Source organism: Streptomyces sp. NPDC057694 (genome assembly GCF_042799415.1).
Lineage (GTDB): Bacteria > Actinomycetota > Actinomycetes > Streptomycetales > Streptomycetaceae > Streptomyces.
Map to the genome: position 1 here is coordinate 134,108 of NZ_JBHVIX010000001.1, position 17,260 is coordinate 151,367.

Below are 17,260 nucleotides of genomic sequence, written 5' to 3' on the forward strand. Positions count from 1 at the left end.
CCGGCAGCGCCATGGAATCCGTGATCGAGTGGATCCACGAGAAGAACCCGGGACTCGAAGGGGACATCGCCCCCGACGAGGACCTCATCGAGGCCCGGCTGATCGACTCGATGGACTTCCTGGAGTTCATCGACCTGCTCGAATCGATCAGCGGCTGGACGATCGACCTCCAGACGTCGACCATCGACGACTTCCGCACGCTCGACCGCATCCGCGAGCGGTTCCTCAGCCCGTCGGGCACCACCCCGGCATGAGCACCCGGGCGGGCGGGCCCGCGTCCGGGCCGGCCGGCACGCCGATGCTTGTCGTGGTCGCCCGCTCCGCCGAGGTGCTGGCCGAACCGGCCGCGGACGAGCGGACGCTCGCCGACTGGGAACGGCGCCGACTCGCGCTCGTACGGATCCCGTCCCGCCGGGACGACGTTCTGGCGGCCCGCCTGCTGCTGCGCTGGTGCGCGGCCCATGTCACCGGCCGCCCGGCAGCCGAGTTGGAGGTGCGCCAGCACTGCCCCGACTGTGACCGCACCGGTCACGGAAGGCCTTTCCTCCGCGGTCACAGCCGGCTCGGGGTCAGCACGAGTCACGCGGAGGGGCTGGTGGCGGTTGCTGTGGGGCGCGGCCCGGTGGGCGTGGACGTCGAGCCGTGCGACCGCGTCCCACCCGACCCGGACCTGGTGCGGCGACGCTTTCCCGCGTTCTCCTCAGGGCAACTCCCTCCCGGCTCCGACGCCCTGACCCGGTGGGTGCGGGCGGAGGCCGGTTTCAAGGCGGGCGACGCCGCTCTCCCGGTGCACTCCTGGTCCGACGCATCTCGCGGGGCGCGGGCCGCGGTGGCCTGCGCCGGGGCGTGGCGCCTGGCCGAGGCCGCCGACGTGGCACCCCGCACCGGACCGTTCTACGGACTCGCGGCGTTTGAACCGCTCGGTCGAGGTCACGAGTGGCGTGACGACCGTCCGCAGGACCGCGGAAACGGAGACTGAGGAGAAGGCATGACAACCCTGCCCGCCGATCATCTGCTCACCGGGCACCCGGCCGACGCCACCCAGGCACGGGAAGGCCTGGGCCACCTGCTCGACAGCATGCCGTCCTGCTCCCCGTCAGCTCGCTCCGATGCCCTGCTCACGGTCTCGGAACTCATCCTGGCCGCCCAGCGGCACGGCATCGACGTGGCCGCCGTGACAGCCCGCGCCGGTGACGACTGGGTCGACCTGGACATCGCCTACGAGCCACAGCCCCAGGGCGAGGTCGAGGCAGCGCTGACGGACGGCTGGGCCTGGACGATCGCCGCCTCGGTCGCGGACAAGCTGGACGTGACCTCGACATCGTCCGACGCTCTACGGGTGCGTCTGCTGCTCCGCGTGTGACACGCGCGGCCGCGACCGACGGCACGTGCCGCTTGACGGGCGGTTGCGCCGCGCGATCTCCCCGTTCAGGCGGACGAACACCTCGGAATGCACCCGCGAGATGCGGTCCGGCGGCGGAACCGTCCCCGCCGGACCGCACCGCACGGTCGCCATGACGAAGGACGACACCGTCGTCACGCCTCCGACTCCTTTGACCCCACACCGCCGAGAGCCGAGGACCGCCGCGGCGGCCTTGCGGCGGGCTCCGGACCACAAGCCGTCGTCGCCGACCGCTGCCGGACCGAGCGGGATCAGTTGCGCGACGTCCCTTCGGAGACGGTCGGACCTTCGGAGACGGTCGGAAGGGACTCGCTCCGCGCCTGGACCTTCTGATTCTGCAGGCCGGTCAGGGCCCGCACGAGGGCGACGGCGACGCCGGCCGCCACGATGTCGAGGGCGTCGGCGAAAATCACCATCCCGGTCGCCGACGTGGTCGCATCCACCGTCTCGGCGCTGTCGTACATGTTCCCCGCGACCCGCCCGATCAACAGATCGCCCAGCCACAGGACCCACCACAGGTCGACCATCCAGGCGCGGCCACGACCGAGTTCGGGTTCGGCGGTGCTGGCGTGCCAGGTGTCCAGGGCGATGCGGCGCGGGAACCACAGGCTGACGACCGGGACGAAGAAACCGAAGATCGCCCAGGCCCGCGCCTTGCTCTGCCCGGACGGCACGAACACGTGGGCGTTGTCGCGCACGCGCAGGAACCAGGCGACGAAGCCGGCCGCCGAAGCAGCCAGGGTCAGCAGCTGAATCCGGCCCGCCCAGACGTACAGCTCGTCGATGCGCCGCGCGTCGGCGCCATCGAGACGGGACCAGTCACCGCCTGCCGCATCGGCCAGGAACCGGTACTCCCCGATGCCCGCGAGCACCGCAGCCAGATCGGCCGCGGCGACCAGGCACAGCAGGGCCACGGCAAGCGTGGCCAGCCCGTTCGGAGAGCGCAGCAGCGCCCATCGGGCCCCCGGGTCGTACGGCGCGGACGGCACCCGCGGCGGCAGCGGCGCGTCCGCGACCGGTTCGGTCCCCGGCGCGGGCGTCAGCTCAGCGACCACGGCGGCCGCGCACCGGGAGCACAGCCCGTCCTCGACCAAGGCCTGATTCTTACCGCATTTCTTGCACAGCACGGCTGCGCACCCTCCCCAGGGATTGCCGCGTTCCTCTTCGGCCCCCCGGCCGCGCGACCTGCGAACTTTACCCCAGGGCAGCCGCTCAGCAGGAAGAGCGATCTCAGGCTCCCTTGCGCCCACGGCGTTGGTCGAAGGCCGACGGCGGCGGTACGACTCCGGACCTGTACCGTACGCTCATCTTGAACACGTTCAATTCTGCGAGTCGAGCGAGTCGACGGAGCAACGGCCCTATGAGATCGGTGCGATGCCCATGAATCAGCTGGCCGGAGCCGACCCGCACGCCGCCCGGCATGCCGGGCCTGCGGTGAAGCAGTGGCACGGGGTCGTGGCGCGCAGCGCCATCGCCCTCGTGTGGTTCTACGAGGGTTGGTGGTGCAAGGTCTGGCCGGGGCGGGCGGACCAGCGAGCCATCGTCGGCGACGTACCGTTCCTCCCCCACTGGGCGCTGACGGCGGCTCTGGTGGCCATCGGGCTCGCCGAGATGGCGATCGGGCTCTGGGTGCTGACCGGGCGACGGGCGCGCGGCGCCGCCGTCGTCCAGACGGTCCTCGTCGCGGGGTTCAACGCCGGTGGCCTGGTCTTCAGCCCCGGACAGGTCCAGGAGCCCGGGCGCATGCTCACGCAGAACCTGGCCTTCGTCGTCCTGATCTGGATGGCGTCCTGGAGTTCAGCCGAGGCGGTGGACCGGTGAACGGCACACCTTGGGCACGTGGCCGGATCACCGGCGCGACCGGCGGTCCACGCCTGCTGTTCGGGCGGATGTACGAGGACTGCGGCATCGAACTCGGTGTCCTGCCCGCGACCGGCGCACGGGTGCTGTGCATCGCCTCCGCGGGCGACACCGCCGCCGCCCTGCACCGCGCCGGACACGAGGTGACGGCCGTGGACCTCAATCCCGTACAACTCGCCTACGCGCGAAGGCGGCTCTCCGGAGGCGAGAGCGTCGAGGGCTCCGCCGAGCGGCTGATGCGGCTGGGCCGCCGCGCGGCCGCAGCCCTGCTCCCGGCCTGGCGCGAGCCCGCCCTGCGCGGCTTCCTCACGCTCGACGACCCGGCGGAACAGGTTCGGCGCTGGCGCGCGGACCTGGACACCCCGGGGCTGCGCCGCCTGATGCGACTCGCTCTGCGGCCGAGCGGCGCCCTCGCCGTGACGGTGCGTCCGTCGTTCGCCGCGGTGGTCCCGGCACGCTTCGACGTCGTGCTCCGGCGACGTCTGGAACGGACCGTGACCGGCCACCCCAACGTCCACAATCCCTGGCTGTGGCGACTGCTGGCGGGCACCGAACTCCCGCACGTGGATCCCCCGTTGGCGCCGGACGTCCGGCTCGTCGAAGGCGATGTCGTGGATGTCATGGAGCGGGCACCGCGCGGCGGCTACGACGCCGTGACTCTCTCCAACGTGCTGGACGGACCGGGCCCCGCCTTCGCCCGCCGTCTGCGCACCGCCGTACGGCGCGCCGTCCGCCCCGGCGGCGTCGTCGTCCTGCGCAGCTTCCGCGAACCCGGACCGGCCGGAGCGGGCTGGGCGGCACGGGACCGTTCCGCCCTGTGGGGCGTCGTCCGCGTGGTCCGCCTGGGCGCGGACCCGGCCGGAACCGAGGATCTGAGGATCGAGCCGTGCGACATCTGATACAGCGTCACCCCATAGCGATGCGTACGCATTTCGCGCACTCACTCGTCCTGACGTACGCCCTGCCCGCCGAGGTGCTGCGTCCACTCGTGCCGCCCGCCCTGGAACTCGACACCTATCGCGCGGGGGCACAGGTACCGGTGTACGGCTTCGTGGCCGCCGCCCTCGTCGACACCCGCGCCCTGCGACCGGCCGCTCTGCCCGCCCGGTTCGGCCTCGACTTCCTCCTGACCGGCTACCGCGTCTTCACCCGCTTCCCGACCCCCGGCGGGCGGACGATGCGCGGCCTGCGCATCTTGCGCAGCGACACCGACACCCGCTTGATGCGGTTCGGCGGCAACCTGCTCACCCGGTACAACTACCGCCTGGCACGCATCGGTTCAGCAGTCGAGGACGGCACCCTGGAGTTCCGGGTCGACAGCGCGGACGGGCACGCCGACCTCACGGTCCGTGCCGACCTGCGCGGCGGTCCTGCGCCCCTGCCGCCGCGGAGTCCGTTCGTGGACGAGCACGCCGCCCGCCGCTTCGCCGGACCGCTGCCCTACACCTTCGAGTGGGAACCGCAAACCCGCTCCGTGATCGTCATCAAGGCGTTCCGTACTGAGTGGGATCCGCGGCCGGTCCGCGTCGACGTGGACCGGCTGACCTTCTTCGACCACGGCCCGCTGGCCGGCACCCGGCCCGTGCTTGCCAACGCCTTCCACGTCGCCGGGGTCGACTACGGCTGGGAGCGCGGCGTACTGCGCGGCGAGAACGGCGCCGCGAGATGACGGCCCGGCACTCCGGCGTCCGCGACGTCGTCGCCTACAACTGGCCGCAGTACGCGGCCGGACTGGCCACCGCCGTCGCCGCGGCCACCGTCGCCCCTCGCCTGCCCGGCCCCCTGCGCCGCCTCGCCCGTACCGGATCCGCTCTGGCCCTCACCCTCCTCGGCACCGCCACCGCGGCAAGCTGGTACGTCTACGACCGCTCCGAGCTGTACGGCTACGACTGGCTGGCGGCACTGCTGCCCGCCGGCCCGTCCGCCTACGTCGTGGTGAGCACCGGCCTCGACGAGGTGAGCGCTCCGCTCGCCGCGCGCTGGCCCACCGCGCGGCGCACCGCCATCGACCTGTACGACCCGGCCCTGACGGACGAGGGCTCCATCCGCCGCGCACGGCGCCGCGTCCCGCCACCCGCACACGCCGTACCCGGCCGCCCCGGCGCACTGCCGGCCCCTTCCGCCGACGCGGACGCCGTCCTCCTGGTCTTCGCCGCGCACGAACTGCGCCGTGCCCGGGACCGGGAACACCTCTTCGCGGAATGCGCCCGCCTGCTGCGGCCCGGGGGCACGCTCCTCGTGGCCGAACACCTCAGGAACGTACCGAACACGGCCGCCTTCGGACCCGGCGCCTGGCACTTCCTGCCTCGCAAGGAATGGCTCCGGCTCGCCGCTCACGCCGGACTGCGGCACCAGGCCGAGCGTCGCGTCGCCCACCTGGTCACGGCGTTCGCCTTCACGAAGGAACGGCCATGACCCAACTCCTCACCCTCACCGTCCAATTGCGCCTGGTCGGGCTCGCCCTGATCGTCATGGGACTGGTGCACGCCGTACTGCCCCGCGTACTCGACTGGCCCGGCGATCTGCGCGCCAGCAGTCTGCTGACCCGTCAGGTCTCCTACGCACACCTGTTCTTCATCGGCCTGACCTGCACCCTGCTCGGCGTCCTCCCCCTGGCCTTCGCCCCGGACCTGCTCACCGGCGCTCCCCTGCCGACGTTCCTGCTCTGCGCCCAGACCCTGTTCTGGGGCCTGCGCTGGATCATGGAGTTCGCCTACTTCTCCCCGCGCCTGTGGCGCGGCCATCGCCTGCGCACCGCGGGCCATGCGGCGTTGGCGGTGCTGTGGACGTGGGTGACGGGAGTGTTCGTGGTGGCGGCGGCGCGGACGCTGGGATGACCGCGCCGTATGGGGCGCGAATCAGTGAGGGCTGCCGGAAGCGGCGAGGTCGAAGTACTGAGTGCTCTTCTGGATGAAATACGACGCGTAGAGGCGGCCAAGACCGGGCTTGCCCCGGTACGTGGAGACGCTCCGGCACGAGAGATCGACCACGACAGGGCGGGCCATGCAGGCGAACGCGACGCGCTGTCGGGCCCTGGCCCACTCTGCCGCTGCGGGATCGACCTTGTCACTGATCAGAACGGGGAAAGCGCCGATACCGGCCTGCATGCCCAGCGGTCTGCCTCCCTTGGCGGCCTTGGCATACCGCAAGGACTCTTCCGTGAACGCGGAGAGGCCCGCGGCGGTGATCTCCGGCACCACCGCCGCGATGGTGAACAGGTCCAGCCTCGTCGCGACCCAACGCATACGGACGTCCGAACGCCGCCCCACCAGGACACACGTTCCGGACCAGTCCTGGCGCTGCGTGACACAGCCGTCCGAGACCAAACGGCCTTCCAGAGAGTCGAAGTACGCGTCCGGCGCGAACATGCCGCCATATGTTGTCATGCACGGATCCTAGAAGTCGGCGCGGCACGTCCACGATTCTTCGGAGAATTCCTCGACACCGCCCAGGGTCGTACACAAGGCTGAGCCCTCCTGTTCACAGGCTCCGGTATTCAGCCGCCGACGTTCCCAAGACACCGAGCAGAGCAATCGCTTCGGCGCTCGGGGACCCGTGTGGGGCGCTGTAGAGCACCAGATGCTGGTCGCGTTCAGTGAGCGCGAGCGCGTCGCAGTCGACCGTGATCCTGCCGACCACCGGGTGGTGGAACGTCTTCGTCAGCGTGGGAGACGTCAACACGTCGTGTCTCTCCCACAGCCCGTCGAACTCAGCGCTTCCTTCGCGGAGTTCGTCGATGAGTCCGGTGACTTCAGGATCGGCGGGATAGCGGGCAAGTGCGGCGCGCAGACTCATGACGGCGTGGTGGCGGAACTCTGTGGGATCGCTGACGCCGTACATCGGCGTGCTGTTGGAGGGCTTTGCGAGAAAGGCGCGGCGAGCGAGGTTGCGGTCCCGGGGAGTCAGCTCCGCGAAGTCCTCCAGGAGGGCGGCGGCGAGGTCGTTCCACGCAAGTACCTCGAACGTGGCCGACGTGACAAAACCCGCCGTCTGCGGAAGACGTTCGAGCAGGGCGAGGATGCTCGGGCGGACATCACGCCGGTGCAGCCTGTTGTCGCTGGGCGCCGTACCCGCGAGGACATGCAGGTGGTCGGACTCGGCCTCCGTGAGCAGCAAGGCACTCGCGATCCCGGCGAGTACCTCCCCGGAGGGGCGTGAGGCTGCCCGGCCCTGCTCCAGGCGGACGTAGTACTCCGTGGAGATGTGCGCGAGGACCGCCACCTCTTCCCGGCGCAGGCCCGGTGTACGGCGCCGAGGGCCCGAGGGCATACCGACGTCCTCGGGCCGCAGCCGTTCCCGACGGGTCCGCAGAAAGGCTCCCAGCTCGTGCTTGTCCATACGTCGAGTGTGCCCGTCCGCGCAGGCTGGATCCTGGTACGGCTTGTGCCTGTATCCGCTGCGGGAGCCGACGAACACTTTTCGGCATGAGCAACAACTACGACACGAGCAACCACAGCGTCTCCGTCCCCGCTCCCATCGGTCTCCTGAACGGCAAGGTCGTCTTCATCACCGGTGCCAGCCGCGGCATCGGCGCTGCCGCGGCCCGGCTCTTCGCCCGAGAGGGCGCGCAGGTCGTTCTCGCCGCTCGCAGCAAGGACGCTCTCGACCGCATCGTCACCGAGATTCGCGCGGACGGAGGCGTCGCGGACGCCGTCACTCTCGACCTGGCCGACCGTTCGAGCATCCACGCGGCCGTCGACCGCGTCGGGGAACTGCACGGCCGGCTCGACGGCGCCCTCAACAACGGCGCGGTCGGACAGCGGCAGCCCGGCCCGGTGGACAGCACGACCGATGCGGACATCGACGAGCAGTACACCGTCAACTTCCGCGCCCACTGGATCGCCATGAACGCGGAGGCCACGCTCATGCGCCAGAACGGCGGCGGGGCCATCGTCAACACCTCCAGCATCGGAAGCCGCCGGGCCAATCCGGCCCTGCCCGCGTACGGAGCCATGAAGCGCGCGCTCAACAGCCTCACCGAGACGGCGGCCGTCAACTGGGCTCCCGCCCGGATCCGGGTCAACGGCATCACTCCAGGCGGCACCGACACCGAGATGATCCAAGCCTGGGAAGCCGCGACGCCCGGAGTCGTCGAACACATCACGGCGTCCATCCCGCTCGGCCGCATGGCCGAGCCCCGCGAGGTCGCCGAGGCGGCGGCCTGGCTTCTCAGCGATCGCGCTTCCATGGTCACCGGTGCGATCGTCCCCGTCGACGGCGGCGCCGGGGCTTGAGTCCAGCGGCTGCCCCGCCAGCGGAACGTGACGGCTCGGTGCCGGTGCGAAGGACGGGACTTTGGTCCTGTGTAAGAGGTCCGCGAACGGATAGTTGGACTTACCCGACCATCGGTGAGAGCCGCCCGGCACTCAGCCGGGGTGGTCGTACCGCCGGATCCTCGACAGCAAAGGAAGCACCGTGGGCATCATCGCCTGGATTCTCATCGGACTCATCGCGGGCGCCATCGCCAAAGCGCTCATGCCCGGCAAGGACCCCGGCGGCTGTCTCGTCACCATGCTCATCGGCATCGTGGGCGGTCTGCTCGGCGGCTGGCTGGGCAAGGTGATTTTCGGGGTGCACTCCCTCAACGGCTTCTTCCACCTGTCGACGTGGATCGCGGCGATCGTCGGTTCGGTGATCGTGCTCGTGGTGTACCGCTTGGCGACAGGCCAGCGGTCACGCTGACGGGCAACAAGGAATTTCCCGCACGCACGGCGGACACGCACCGCAGAACTGAACGGCATCGGCATCGGCATCGGCATCGGCATCGGGGCACACCTGAGGCCGGTGCCGTTCGCCGTGCCGTCGCGACCCGCCCCGCCCCGCCCGAGTAACCTCACGCAGCGCGCGGTCACCTCTGTCGGTGTAACCCTGGAAGCGTGACAGACGCTTCGAAACCGACGCAGCGTCGCCTGGAGCAGGCCATCCTGAGTCTGCTGGACCAGCGCGTCGGGCGCTCCATCTGTCCGTCCGACGCGGCCCGCGCGGTGTACGACGGCGACGACGAGGGTTGGCGCGACCTCATGGACTCGGCACGTCGGGCCGCAGCCAGGCTGGCCGCGGCCGGAGAGGTCGAGATCGCCCAGCGTGGACACACCGTCGATCCCGACGACGCCCGCGGACCTGTCCGTATCCGCCGTCCTCAGTAGAACGCGGCCGCGCTCCGACCGGACGGCCGAGAAGCGGGCTGAGCCCGGTTCCGTCCGGGCCGCGGAACGCAGCCGTGGCTACTCTGCGGTGAGCCCTGCGGTCAGCCCTGTGATCAGCGCTGCGCGCGCCGGGCCAGCAGGACCGAGTCCTCGGCCTCCACCGGACCGCTGTCCCGCTGGAGCGTACGGGTGCGCTGCTCCACGACGACCGGCTCGAAGTCGACCGGCAGGCCGGGCAGAAGCTCCGCGGCCAGGAACATCGCCTTGCGGTGGCTCTCGGAGAGCTGCGTGAACTCGTGGGACGGCGCATGGCCGACGACCAGCAGCAGACCGCCGGGGGCCACGGCGTCGGCGAGGCGGCGGGTCACCTCGACCATGCCGCCGTCGGGGGCGTGCAGGTAGTGGCTGGTGACCAGGTCGTACGCCCGCTCCCCCGCGTCGAACGTACGGGCGTCGACCTGCCACCAGTCGACGCGCTCGGCCAGGCCGGCCTGCTCGGTGTGCCGGGCGGCGCGCGCGAGTCCCTCGGCCGAGAAGTCGGCGCCGGTCACGCGCCAGCCCTGCCCGGCCAGCCAGACGACGTCGCCGCCCTCGCCGCAGCCGACGTCGAGCGCGGTGCCGGGGGTGAGCTCGCCGGCGGCAGTGACCAGTTGCGGGTTGGGCTCGCCGCTCCAGAAGCGCTCCTGGCCCGCGTACCGCTCGTTCCAGCCGGCCGGTTCGAACATCGCGGCGGCCGCCTGCTCGTCGTGCTGTTCGTGCTCGCCGTTTCCGCCGTGCTCGTGGTGTCCGGACACCGGATGCCTCCCGTTGTTCATGCTGCCGTACAGTGCCGCGTCGCCCACCTGGGCTTTCCCGCGGGGTGCCCTGTCGATCCTGCTCGGATCCACGCCGCAACGCACATAAACTTGCCGGTCCGGCAAGTTCGGTTTCCCGCGGATCGTGCCGCGGGCCGGAATCAACACCGGACCGGGGCAGCGCTTCCAACCGGGGCTTCGAGGACCGAACTCCGCCCGCCTTGAGCTCCGTTCACTTGCTCGCCGCTCTCGCACAACCCTTCGTACGCCTCACACGTCACACAGCCCGGGACGCTTCCCCACAGTCGCGATTTCGGGAGAACCACCGTGCGTGTACGAACTTTGAGCGCTACGGCGGCTGTTGTTGCCGTCACCGCTGCCGGGCTGACCCTGCCCCTCGCCGGAACCTCAGCCGCCGCGGCCGCCGCGACCCCGCTGCACGCCGACTTCAACGGGGACGGGCTCACCGACCTCGCGGTGGGCGTGCCGTCGGCGACGGTGAACGGCAAGGCGAACGCCGGATACGTCAATGTGGTCTGGGGCGGCGTGAACGGGCTCGGTCCGAGCAGCTCCACCGGCGTCATCAGCCAGTCCTACCGCGCCGTGCCCGGCACTCCGGAGGCCGGGGACCGCTTCGGTTCCGCGGTGGCCTCCGGCGATCTCAACGGCGACGGCATCTCCGACCTCGTCATCGGCGCGAGCGGCGAGGCCCTCACGGACTCGGGCCGCGGCCACGAAGGCAGCGTCACCGTGCTGTACGGCTCCCCGTCGGGCTTCGGCAACCACGACAGCATCGGCTTCACCGCCGCCCGGGGCGAGGGCGAGTTCACGCAACTCGGCAGCCGCATCTCGGTGGGCGACTACGACCACGACGGCGACCAGGACCTCGCGCTCGGCGCGGCCGACGAGGAGAGCGGCTCGCTACGGCTGCGACCCGGCCCGCTCACCCCCGGATCGCCCACCACGACCGAGGTCATCGCGCAGTACAGCATGGGCGGTCGCACCCGCGATCTCGCGACCGGCGACTTCGACGGGGACGGCAAGGACGACCTCGCGGTGACGTACAAGGAGATGGAGGGCGCGGGCACCTTCATCCTGCGCTGGAACGCCGCGGGCGAGCCCGCCCGGTACTGGAACAGTTCGGACTACGGCCAGTCGCTGGCCGCCGCCGACTTCGACCGGGACGGCAAGGACGACCTGGCCATCGGCTACGACCAGCCGAACCCCGAGGTCGAGGACGCAGGTCTCTGCACGGACGAGCGGTCCGGCGGCGCGGTCGCCGTGGTGTACGGCGGGGGAGAGTCCTTCGGGGCCTCGCACGACTGCTTCACCCAGGACAGTCCCGGCGTGGCCGGGGCCTCCGAGGCCGGCGACTGGTTCGGCTTCTCGGTCGCCGCGGGCGATGTGAACGGCGACGACCTCCCGGAGCTCGTCGTCGGCGTACCGGGTGAGGACATCGGCACCGTCAAGGACGCGGGCGCATACGTCGTCCTGCGCGGCAGCGCCACCGGCCCGTCCGGTGGTGTCGCCCGCAACCAGAACACCCCGGACATGCCCGGCACCGCGGAGACCGGCGACCAGTTCGGCGCGCAGGTGACGACCGGCAGGTACAACCCTGACCAACTGGATGACGTCGCCGCGAGCGCCCCCACCGAGAACGCGGGCGAGGCCCGCTCGGGCGGCGTCTGGTACGCGCAGAGCACGCAGACCGCCTATCCCCTCGGGCGCTCCCTGACGCCGTTCGGGCTGGCCCTGTCCACGGGCACGAAGTACGGCGAGGTGCTCGGCGAGTAGGTACCAGTGCCCGGCGCAGGTCCTCCGGGTGTCCACCCCTCCCCCGTTCGCGCCTGTGCGCCGCCACCGTCCTCGGCGCCCTCGGCACGGCAGGCGGTTCCGCCACTGCCGCGCCGGGAGCGAGGCGTCGTAGGCGTTGCCGGTCTGACGGCGACTCATGCCAGGGTGACGGTCATACCGCCCGCAGTCAGGGCTTCGAGGACTTCGGTGAACAGGTCGTACGGCTCACCTTCCGGTGTCAGAGTCCGGGACAGGTGCTCGCGCGCGGTCTCCGCGTCCCGCCAGATCAGGGTGGCGGGAGCGGTGTAGCCGAAGGTGCCGCGGAGGCAGTCGTCGAGGGCGGCGAGGCAGCCGCCGAAGTAGCCACCCGGACCGTTGACCGCTTCGCCGAGTGCCAGGTAGAGCGCCGGTTCGTCGGTGATGTACCGGCCGTCGAGTTCGTAGGCGTGAGCGGCCGGCCGGTCATGGTGGGACAGTCGGCACCCTCGTTCGCGAACGAGGTCGTGCCAGGCCCCGCGGCGGCGGGTGTCGAGGCCGGCCCAGGTATTCGCGGTCTCCGGTGGTCCGGTGAGCCATCGCTCCCACAGGGGCTGGGCGTACTCGGGAACGGGTGTGAAGCCACGTGCGTCGAGCTCGAGGTCGATCAGGTCTCCCCCACGAGAGGAGGGGGACCAAGCCTTGATCGTGGTCCACAAGACCAGATCCGTAAGACGTTCACGGTGCCGGTCCCGGATCTCCAAGCAGGCTTCTTCCAGATCGAGCGCCCGCCGGGTGCCCTTCGCCAGTGCCGCCCTCAACCGATCACTCGGCGCGAGACCCCGCAGTACCAATGGTGGAGGCGTCCGCTCTGCCGACAATATCCGGGTGAACTCCCGGCAGGAGCCCAGCCAGCGACGTCCGTCGTGCACGCGGACGCGGCCTCTGTATCCCTCGGGCGGACCTTCGTAGTCGTCCAGGCCGGTGAGTACCAGGCTGTCCGTTCCGGGACGCTGTTCCAACCTCTCCGCGTCCTCCAGCAGCCAGACGTCGAGTGGCTCGTCACCCGGCACCAGCCACACCCTGCGTCCAGCCCATGCAGGCATTCCGGCCCCTTGCGAAACCCAGCCGAACAGCTCGTACGTGCCACGCTCGGACTCTCCGAACAGGCCCTCCACCTCGGCGCAGACGCCCCAGACGTGACCGTGCTCCGTCTCGGTCAGCGTGTACAGAGCGCTCCCGCGCGCCACCTCGTCCTCATGCACGGCGGACATCATGCCCCGGCCACGTATCCGACGACCAGGCCGTTTTTCGAGATCGGCTCGATTGACGATCACGCTCGGTGCGAGCCGGCGGCAGACAATGCGTGTGCGCCGAGCGATCAGCTTCGGGAACACTGTGCGGATGAACTCCGCAGCCTCTCGGACAGCGCAGGAACAGGCACTTCGGCATGTCGCGGAACTGTCGTCGGGCCCTTCGGTGGACTCGGCTCTGCGGGTGACTCTCAACTTCCATCCGGACCGCCTGCTGCACGGCAGACCCGTGCTGGACGCCCTGGCCGAAGACGGCGTATACCGCTCGCAGTTCGTCACCGGGACCAGCAACGGTGGACTGACCGCGTATCCGGGCGGTGACCGGTGGCGCTGGGAGAGCCGGATCTTCAATGGGGCATACGACGATGAGCCCGCTCATGAGCGGCCCGTCTACGGGGCGTTGAACTTCCGTCGCAAGCCGGTCGGCGCGACACCGCGGTTCGGGTCCGCCCACTTCCGGCTGACGGCCGAGACGCTCACACGGACCACGTTCTGCTACCCCGACAGCTCCACTGAACCTGCGGATTTCGGTGTGGCGGCCCGCATGGGGCTCATCACGCTCGCCCTCGCCGATCGTCGGGACGACCTTGACGACTACATCGAGGCGCAGGTGCACGGGCCGGTGCGGACGAACTGCCATGTGGAGGCGCTGGTCCTGGATCCCAGCTACCGCGATACGGCTGTTGAGGCCGCGGCCCGGCGTCTCGGCTGCCCTGTGGAGTGGCATTCAGGTTTCCGGCTCCAGGTGGAGGAGCTGCGCCTTCACCCTGGCTACCGTGGCCAGGAGCACGTCGACTTGGGCGCGGAGATCGCGGTCGGCGGCGTACTCGACCCGCGCATCGTCGGAGATGCCGCACGTGCCGGCCGCTATGACTCCCAGGCGGTCAAGAAGGTGTGGCACTACCTGGCGCGTTTCGGGGCGGCCCGGAAGAACGCCGACGGCGCGGTGAGTTCCGTACCGGTGGAGGAGCGCGCACTCGATGGCCTTCGCTGAGTGAAACCGCCGGTCCCCCGCAAAACCGCCGCAAGGTCTTGGCCATGGGCGAGTTGAGGATCGCACGATCGATCGTAACGATCATTTTGGTCACTGTTGTTGAGCGTGTTGCGCGTAGTGAGTACAACGGCTTCGGACCTTGCACCGCACACTGAGAGGTGACCGCATGTTCCGTACAACTCTGCGCGCGTGGATCACCGTCGCGGCGAGCGCTGGTTGCGCTGTCGCGTTCTGCGCCTCGCCCGCTCAGGCCTCCGTCATCTGGGACGCCGACGCGTCCCAGGGCACCGGCGTCTTCGTGACGACGCTGTGCGACAGCCCCGGCAGTGTCACGACGGGCAACTGGAACGACGGCCACGGCACCTTCTTCAAGTTCAACAAGCCGATCGGCACGGCACGTTGCGAGGGGCACAGCGTGCACACCTCGGCCGGCGAGTACGCCTTCAAGGACGACAGCACCTACTGGTTCGGCTGGGACTCGATGACGAAGACCGGCAACGCCCAGACGGTGTTCCAGTGGAAGTCGAACGGCACAAACGATCAGAACGCCCAGAACTACCCGGTCCTGATGAAGGTCGAGGACGATCAGCTCAAAGCCTGGTACGTCGCGCCCGGGGAAACCTGGATCTCCATCGGCAGCACACCGTGGACGGCGGGCGAGTGGCACTCGGTCCAACTGGGCATCACCACGGATTCCGCGGGCCAGGGCACCCTGTCCGTGTACAAGGACGGCTCCGAGTTCGCCTCGCGCACGGGCGCCCGCACCTGGGACGACCTGGGCAACAAGCCGCGCTGGGGAACCTACTTCGGCACCGACACCAGCACGGCCTCCATCAACTGGGTGGCGCGGCTGAAGATGGGCACGTCGCGGGCCGACGTCTCCTGAACCCCCGCCGGCGCTTGCCTCGGCAGGCTCCGACGACAGATCCGCGAGGCTGCTCCGGGAGACCGAAGAGGGCCGTCCCCGGAGCTGCCTCGCGTACGAGGGGCCTACTTGTTCACGGCGGACATGCCTCGCTCGTCGTAACGCTCTCCGGCGGCCTCGGGAAGCTCGGCGTCGATGCGGGCGAGGTCGTCCGCGGTGAGCTCGACATCGAGCGCGCCGACGTTCTGTTCGAGGTAGGTGCGGCGCTTGGTGCCCGGGATCGGGACCAGGTCCTCGCCCTGCGCCAGCACCCACGCGATGGCGAGCTGCGCGGGTGTGACGTCCTTCTCGGAGGCGATCTCCCTCACCTTCTCGGCGAGACGGAGGTTGGCCTGGAGGTTGTCGCCGGTGAAGCGCGGACCGGTGCGGCGGAAGTCGTCCTTGTCGAGTTCCTCGGGTGAGGAGAACCTGCCCGCGAGGAAGCCGCGGCCCAGCGGGGAGTACGGCACGAAGCCGATGCCCAGTTCGCGGCACGTGGGCAGGATCTCAGCCTCGGGGTCCCGGCTCCACAGCGAGTACTCCGTCTGCACCGCCGTGATCGGGTGCACGGCGTGGGCCCGGCGGATGGTCTCCGCGCTCGCCTCGCTCAGGCCGATGTGCCGGACCTTGCCCTGGGCGACCAGCTCGGCCAGGGCCCCGACGGTCTCCTCGATGGGCACCAGGGGGTCGACGCGGTGCTGGTAGTAGAGATCGATGTAGTCGGTGCCGAGACGAGTGAGGGACCCCTCGACCGAGCCGCGGACATGCTCAGGCGAGCCGTCCTGCCGGCCGACGGTGCTCGGGTCGCCCGGGACGGCGTCGTCCATGCGGAGATTGAACTTCGTGGCGATCACGTACTGGTCGCGGTTGCCCTTCACCGCGCGGCCGACCAGCGACTCGTTCGTGAGAGGGCCGTAGATCTGGGCGGTGTCCAGGAAGTTGACGCCCAGTTCAAGGGCGCGCTGAATGGTCTTGATGCTCTCGGTCTCGTCGGCGGACCCGTAGAAGGCGGACATGCCCATGCAGCCGAGGCCCAGGGGCGAGACCTGCAGATCCCGAAGAGTGCGCGTGTGGAGCTTCATTCGGTGCGACGCCTTTCTGCGTACATGCGTACGTCCGTACCGCGGTGCCGAACCTCGCGTTCCGTCCCCCGGCACCGCGGGACGGAACGCGAGAACGTACATTGAGGTCAGAGATGTCAGAGGGTTCTTACATACGAAAGTAAGAGACCCATTACATGTTCGTCAAACGCACAGGGGACGTCGTGAGCAAGCCAACGACCGGGCGCGGCTACCACCACGGTGATCTGCGGGCCGCGCTTCTGACAGCCGCTCGGGAACTCCTGTCCGAGCACGGCGTCGCACAGTTCTCGGTGTCGGCGCTCGCCAAGCGCGCCGGCGTCAGTTCCGGCGCCCCCTACCGCCACTTCGCCGACCGGCAGGCCCTCCTGGCCGCGGTGGCCGCCGAGGCCGCGGACAGGCTGCGCGAGCAGATCGAGGTCGCGGTTGAGGAGGTGGGTCCCGACCCGGTCGCCCGCCTCGCGACGGCCGCCGGTGTGTACACCCGGCTGCGCCTGGAGGAAGGGATCGGGCTGGACCTGATCCTCCAGCCCGGCTTCGACGACCCCGCCCATGCCGACCTGCACACCCACACCCGCCCCCTCATGGACACCCTCATGGAGCTGGCGGCGCAGGTCAGCCCCCAGGACGGCTACCGCCGCGCGCTGGTACTGCTGGAGGACACGCTGGCCGTCGCCCACGGCTACTCCGCGATGCAGCGCGACGGCGCGTTCTCCCAACACCGCTATTCCACGGCCGACCTGGAGGGCAAGGCCCGAGACGCTGTCGCCGTACTGGCAGGCTCCGGCCCGCGCCCGGACCGCGATCCCGTCCACCTCTGACACCGGAACCGGCTGCCCGGGAGGTCGTCCCGCGCGCGACGTGGCGCCGGGCTGCTGGTTGCCTGTTCGGAGCAACGGGGCGGCGTTCACCCATGCGCAGTACGTGCACGCCGCTGAGCTGCACGACTGCGGCAAGGATTCCGCTCGTCACGAGGCGACTGTCCCTGGTGGCTTGTG

21 protein-coding genes are annotated in these 17,260 nt (G+C 70.3%); 15 read left to right on the forward strand and 6 right to left on the reverse strand.

Annotation, left to right across the window (positions count from 1 at the left end; translation table 11 throughout):
• Positions 1-11: 11 nt before the first annotated feature.
• The 3 genes from ACFVDP_RS00665 to ACFVDP_RS00675 are packed head-to-tail and all read left to right on the forward strand — an operon-like array spanning position 12 to position 1,363.
• Complete coding sequence (locus ACFVDP_RS00665) at positions 12-254, forward strand: acyl carrier protein (protein ID WP_383480984.1); 243 nt, start codon at positions 12-14, stop codon at positions 252-254.
• On the forward strand, positions 251-979 hold the full coding sequence (locus ACFVDP_RS00670) for a 4'-phosphopantetheinyl transferase family protein (protein WP_383480987.1): 729 nt from the start codon (positions 251-253) through the stop codon (positions 977-979). The genes ACFVDP_RS00665 and ACFVDP_RS00670 overlap by 4 nt, the downstream gene beginning before the upstream one ends.
• 9 nt (positions 980-988) lie before the next feature.
• Positions 989-1,363 carry a hypothetical protein gene (locus ACFVDP_RS00675; protein WP_383480990.1) on the forward strand — a complete coding sequence of 125 codons (375 nt, stop codon included), beginning with the start codon at positions 989-991 and terminating at the stop codon, positions 1,361-1,363.
• Between the two features lie 290 nt (positions 1,364-1,653).
• On the opposite strand, the gene ACFVDP_RS00680 is transcribed toward ACFVDP_RS00675, so the two are convergent.
• A complete protein-coding gene (locus tag ACFVDP_RS00680; protein ID WP_383480993.1) occupies positions 1,654-2,496 on the reverse strand; it encodes a DUF4328 domain-containing protein in 843 nt (280 codons plus the stop codon).
• Between the two features lie 280 nt (positions 2,497-2,776).
• Here ACFVDP_RS00680 and ACFVDP_RS00685 point away from each other — a divergent pair, with 280 nt between their 5' ends.
• From ACFVDP_RS00685 to ACFVDP_RS00705, 5 genes are read left to right on the forward strand one after another with little or no spacing between them, the layout of a single operon-like run.
• The gene (locus ACFVDP_RS00685; RefSeq protein WP_383480996.1) at positions 2,777-3,223 is read left to right on the forward strand and encodes a DoxX-like family protein; all 447 of its coding nucleotides are present in this window, start codon (positions 2,777-2,779) and stop codon (positions 3,221-3,223) included.
• Entirely contained in the window at positions 3,220-4,161 is a 942-nt protein-coding gene (locus ACFVDP_RS00690; protein ID WP_383480999.1) for a hypothetical protein, read from the forward strand. The genes ACFVDP_RS00685 and ACFVDP_RS00690 overlap by 4 nt, the downstream gene beginning before the upstream one ends.
• 20 nt (positions 4,162-4,181) lie before the next feature.
• Positions 4,182-4,931 (forward strand): DUF2071 domain-containing protein, encoded by a 750-nt coding sequence (locus ACFVDP_RS00695; RefSeq protein ID WP_383481002.1) that lies wholly within the window; start codon positions 4,182-4,184, stop codon positions 4,929-4,931.
• The gene (locus ACFVDP_RS00700; RefSeq protein WP_383481005.1) at positions 4,928-5,677 is read left to right on the forward strand and encodes a class I SAM-dependent methyltransferase; all 750 of its coding nucleotides are present in this window, start codon (positions 4,928-4,930) and stop codon (positions 5,675-5,677) included. Before ACFVDP_RS00695 ends, ACFVDP_RS00700 begins: the two co-directional genes overlap by 4 nt.
• Positions 5,674-6,099, forward strand: a complete 426-nt coding sequence (locus tag ACFVDP_RS00705; protein ID WP_383481008.1) for a hypothetical protein — start codon at positions 5,674-5,676, stop codon at positions 6,097-6,099. The genes ACFVDP_RS00700 and ACFVDP_RS00705 overlap by 4 nt, the downstream gene beginning before the upstream one ends.
• Before the next feature lie 21 nt (positions 6,100-6,120).
• Here ACFVDP_RS00705 and ACFVDP_RS00710 read toward each other — a convergent pair whose 3' ends face one another.
• On the reverse strand, positions 6,121-6,648 hold the full coding sequence (locus tag ACFVDP_RS00710; protein WP_383481011.1) for a levansucrase: 528 nt from the start codon (positions 6,646-6,648) through the stop codon (positions 6,121-6,123).
• Between the two features lie 94 nt (positions 6,649-6,742).
• Complete coding sequence (locus ACFVDP_RS00715; protein WP_383481014.1) at positions 6,743-7,600, reverse strand: helix-turn-helix transcriptional regulator; 858 nt, start codon at positions 7,598-7,600, stop codon at positions 6,743-6,745.
• An 86-nt stretch (positions 7,601-7,686) separates the two neighbouring features.
• Here ACFVDP_RS00715 and ACFVDP_RS00720 point away from each other — a divergent pair, with 86 nt between their 5' ends.
• The 3 genes from ACFVDP_RS00720 to ACFVDP_RS00730 all read left to right on the forward strand — a co-directional run bounded on the left by ACFVDP_RS00720 (position 7,687) and on the right by ACFVDP_RS00730 (position 9,408).
• A complete protein-coding gene (locus ACFVDP_RS00720) occupies positions 7,687-8,496 on the forward strand; it encodes an SDR family NAD(P)-dependent oxidoreductase (RefSeq protein WP_383481017.1) in 810 nt (269 codons plus the stop codon).
• 181 nt (positions 8,497-8,677) lie between these two features.
• A complete protein-coding gene (locus ACFVDP_RS00725) occupies positions 8,678-8,944 on the forward strand; it encodes a GlsB/YeaQ/YmgE family stress response membrane protein (protein ID WP_383481020.1) in 267 nt (88 codons plus the stop codon).
• A gap of 194 nt (positions 8,945-9,138) precedes the next feature.
• Entirely contained in the window at positions 9,139-9,408 is a 270-nt protein-coding gene (locus ACFVDP_RS00730; protein ID WP_383481023.1) for a DUF3253 domain-containing protein, read from the forward strand.
• Between the two features lie 113 nt (positions 9,409-9,521).
• Here the strand turns inward: ACFVDP_RS00730 and ACFVDP_RS00735 are convergent, their stop codons facing one another.
• Complete coding sequence (locus tag ACFVDP_RS00735; RefSeq protein WP_383481026.1) at positions 9,522-10,223, reverse strand: class I SAM-dependent methyltransferase; 702 nt, start codon at positions 10,221-10,223, stop codon at positions 9,522-9,524.
• 306 nt (positions 10,224-10,529) lie between these two features.
• Here ACFVDP_RS00735 and ACFVDP_RS00740 point away from each other — a divergent pair, with 306 nt between their 5' ends.
• The gene (locus ACFVDP_RS00740) at positions 10,530-11,996 is read left to right on the forward strand and encodes an FG-GAP-like repeat-containing protein (protein WP_383481029.1); all 1,467 of its coding nucleotides are present in this window, start codon (positions 10,530-10,532) and stop codon (positions 11,994-11,996) included.
• 155 nt (positions 11,997-12,151) lie between these two features.
• Here the strand turns inward: ACFVDP_RS00740 and ACFVDP_RS00745 are convergent, their stop codons facing one another.
• Complete coding sequence (locus ACFVDP_RS00745; RefSeq protein WP_383484227.1) at positions 12,152-13,249, reverse strand: barstar family protein; 1,098 nt, start codon at positions 13,247-13,249, stop codon at positions 12,152-12,154.
• A gap of 127 nt (positions 13,250-13,376) precedes the next feature.
• On the opposite strand from ACFVDP_RS00745, the gene ACFVDP_RS00750 reads away from it, so the two are divergent.
• Together ACFVDP_RS00750 and ACFVDP_RS00755 are read left to right on the forward strand one after the other, a co-directional pair.
• On the forward strand, positions 13,377-14,279 hold the full coding sequence (locus ACFVDP_RS00750) for a DUF3626 domain-containing protein (RefSeq protein ID WP_383481032.1): 903 nt from the start codon (positions 13,377-13,379) through the stop codon (positions 14,277-14,279).
• Positions 14,280-14,445: 166 nt separating this feature from the next.
• The gene (locus ACFVDP_RS00755; RefSeq protein ID WP_383481035.1) at positions 14,446-15,165 is read left to right on the forward strand and encodes a heparin lyase I family protein; all 720 of its coding nucleotides are present in this window, start codon (positions 14,446-14,448) and stop codon (positions 15,163-15,165) included.
• A 104-nt stretch (positions 15,166-15,269) separates the two neighbouring features.
• On the opposite strand, the gene ACFVDP_RS00760 is transcribed toward ACFVDP_RS00755, so the two are convergent.
• Positions 15,270-16,265: an aldo/keto reductase gene (locus tag ACFVDP_RS00760; protein WP_383481038.1), complete on the reverse strand. Its 996-nt coding sequence runs from the start codon at positions 16,263-16,265 to the stop codon at positions 15,270-15,272.
• A 182-nt stretch (positions 16,266-16,447) separates the two neighbouring features.
• On the opposite strand from ACFVDP_RS00760, the gene ACFVDP_RS00765 reads away from it, so the two are divergent.
• A complete protein-coding gene (locus ACFVDP_RS00765; protein WP_383481040.1) occupies positions 16,448-17,083 on the forward strand; it encodes a TetR/AcrR family transcriptional regulator in 636 nt (211 codons plus the stop codon).
• Positions 17,084-17,260: the final 177 nt, after the last annotated feature.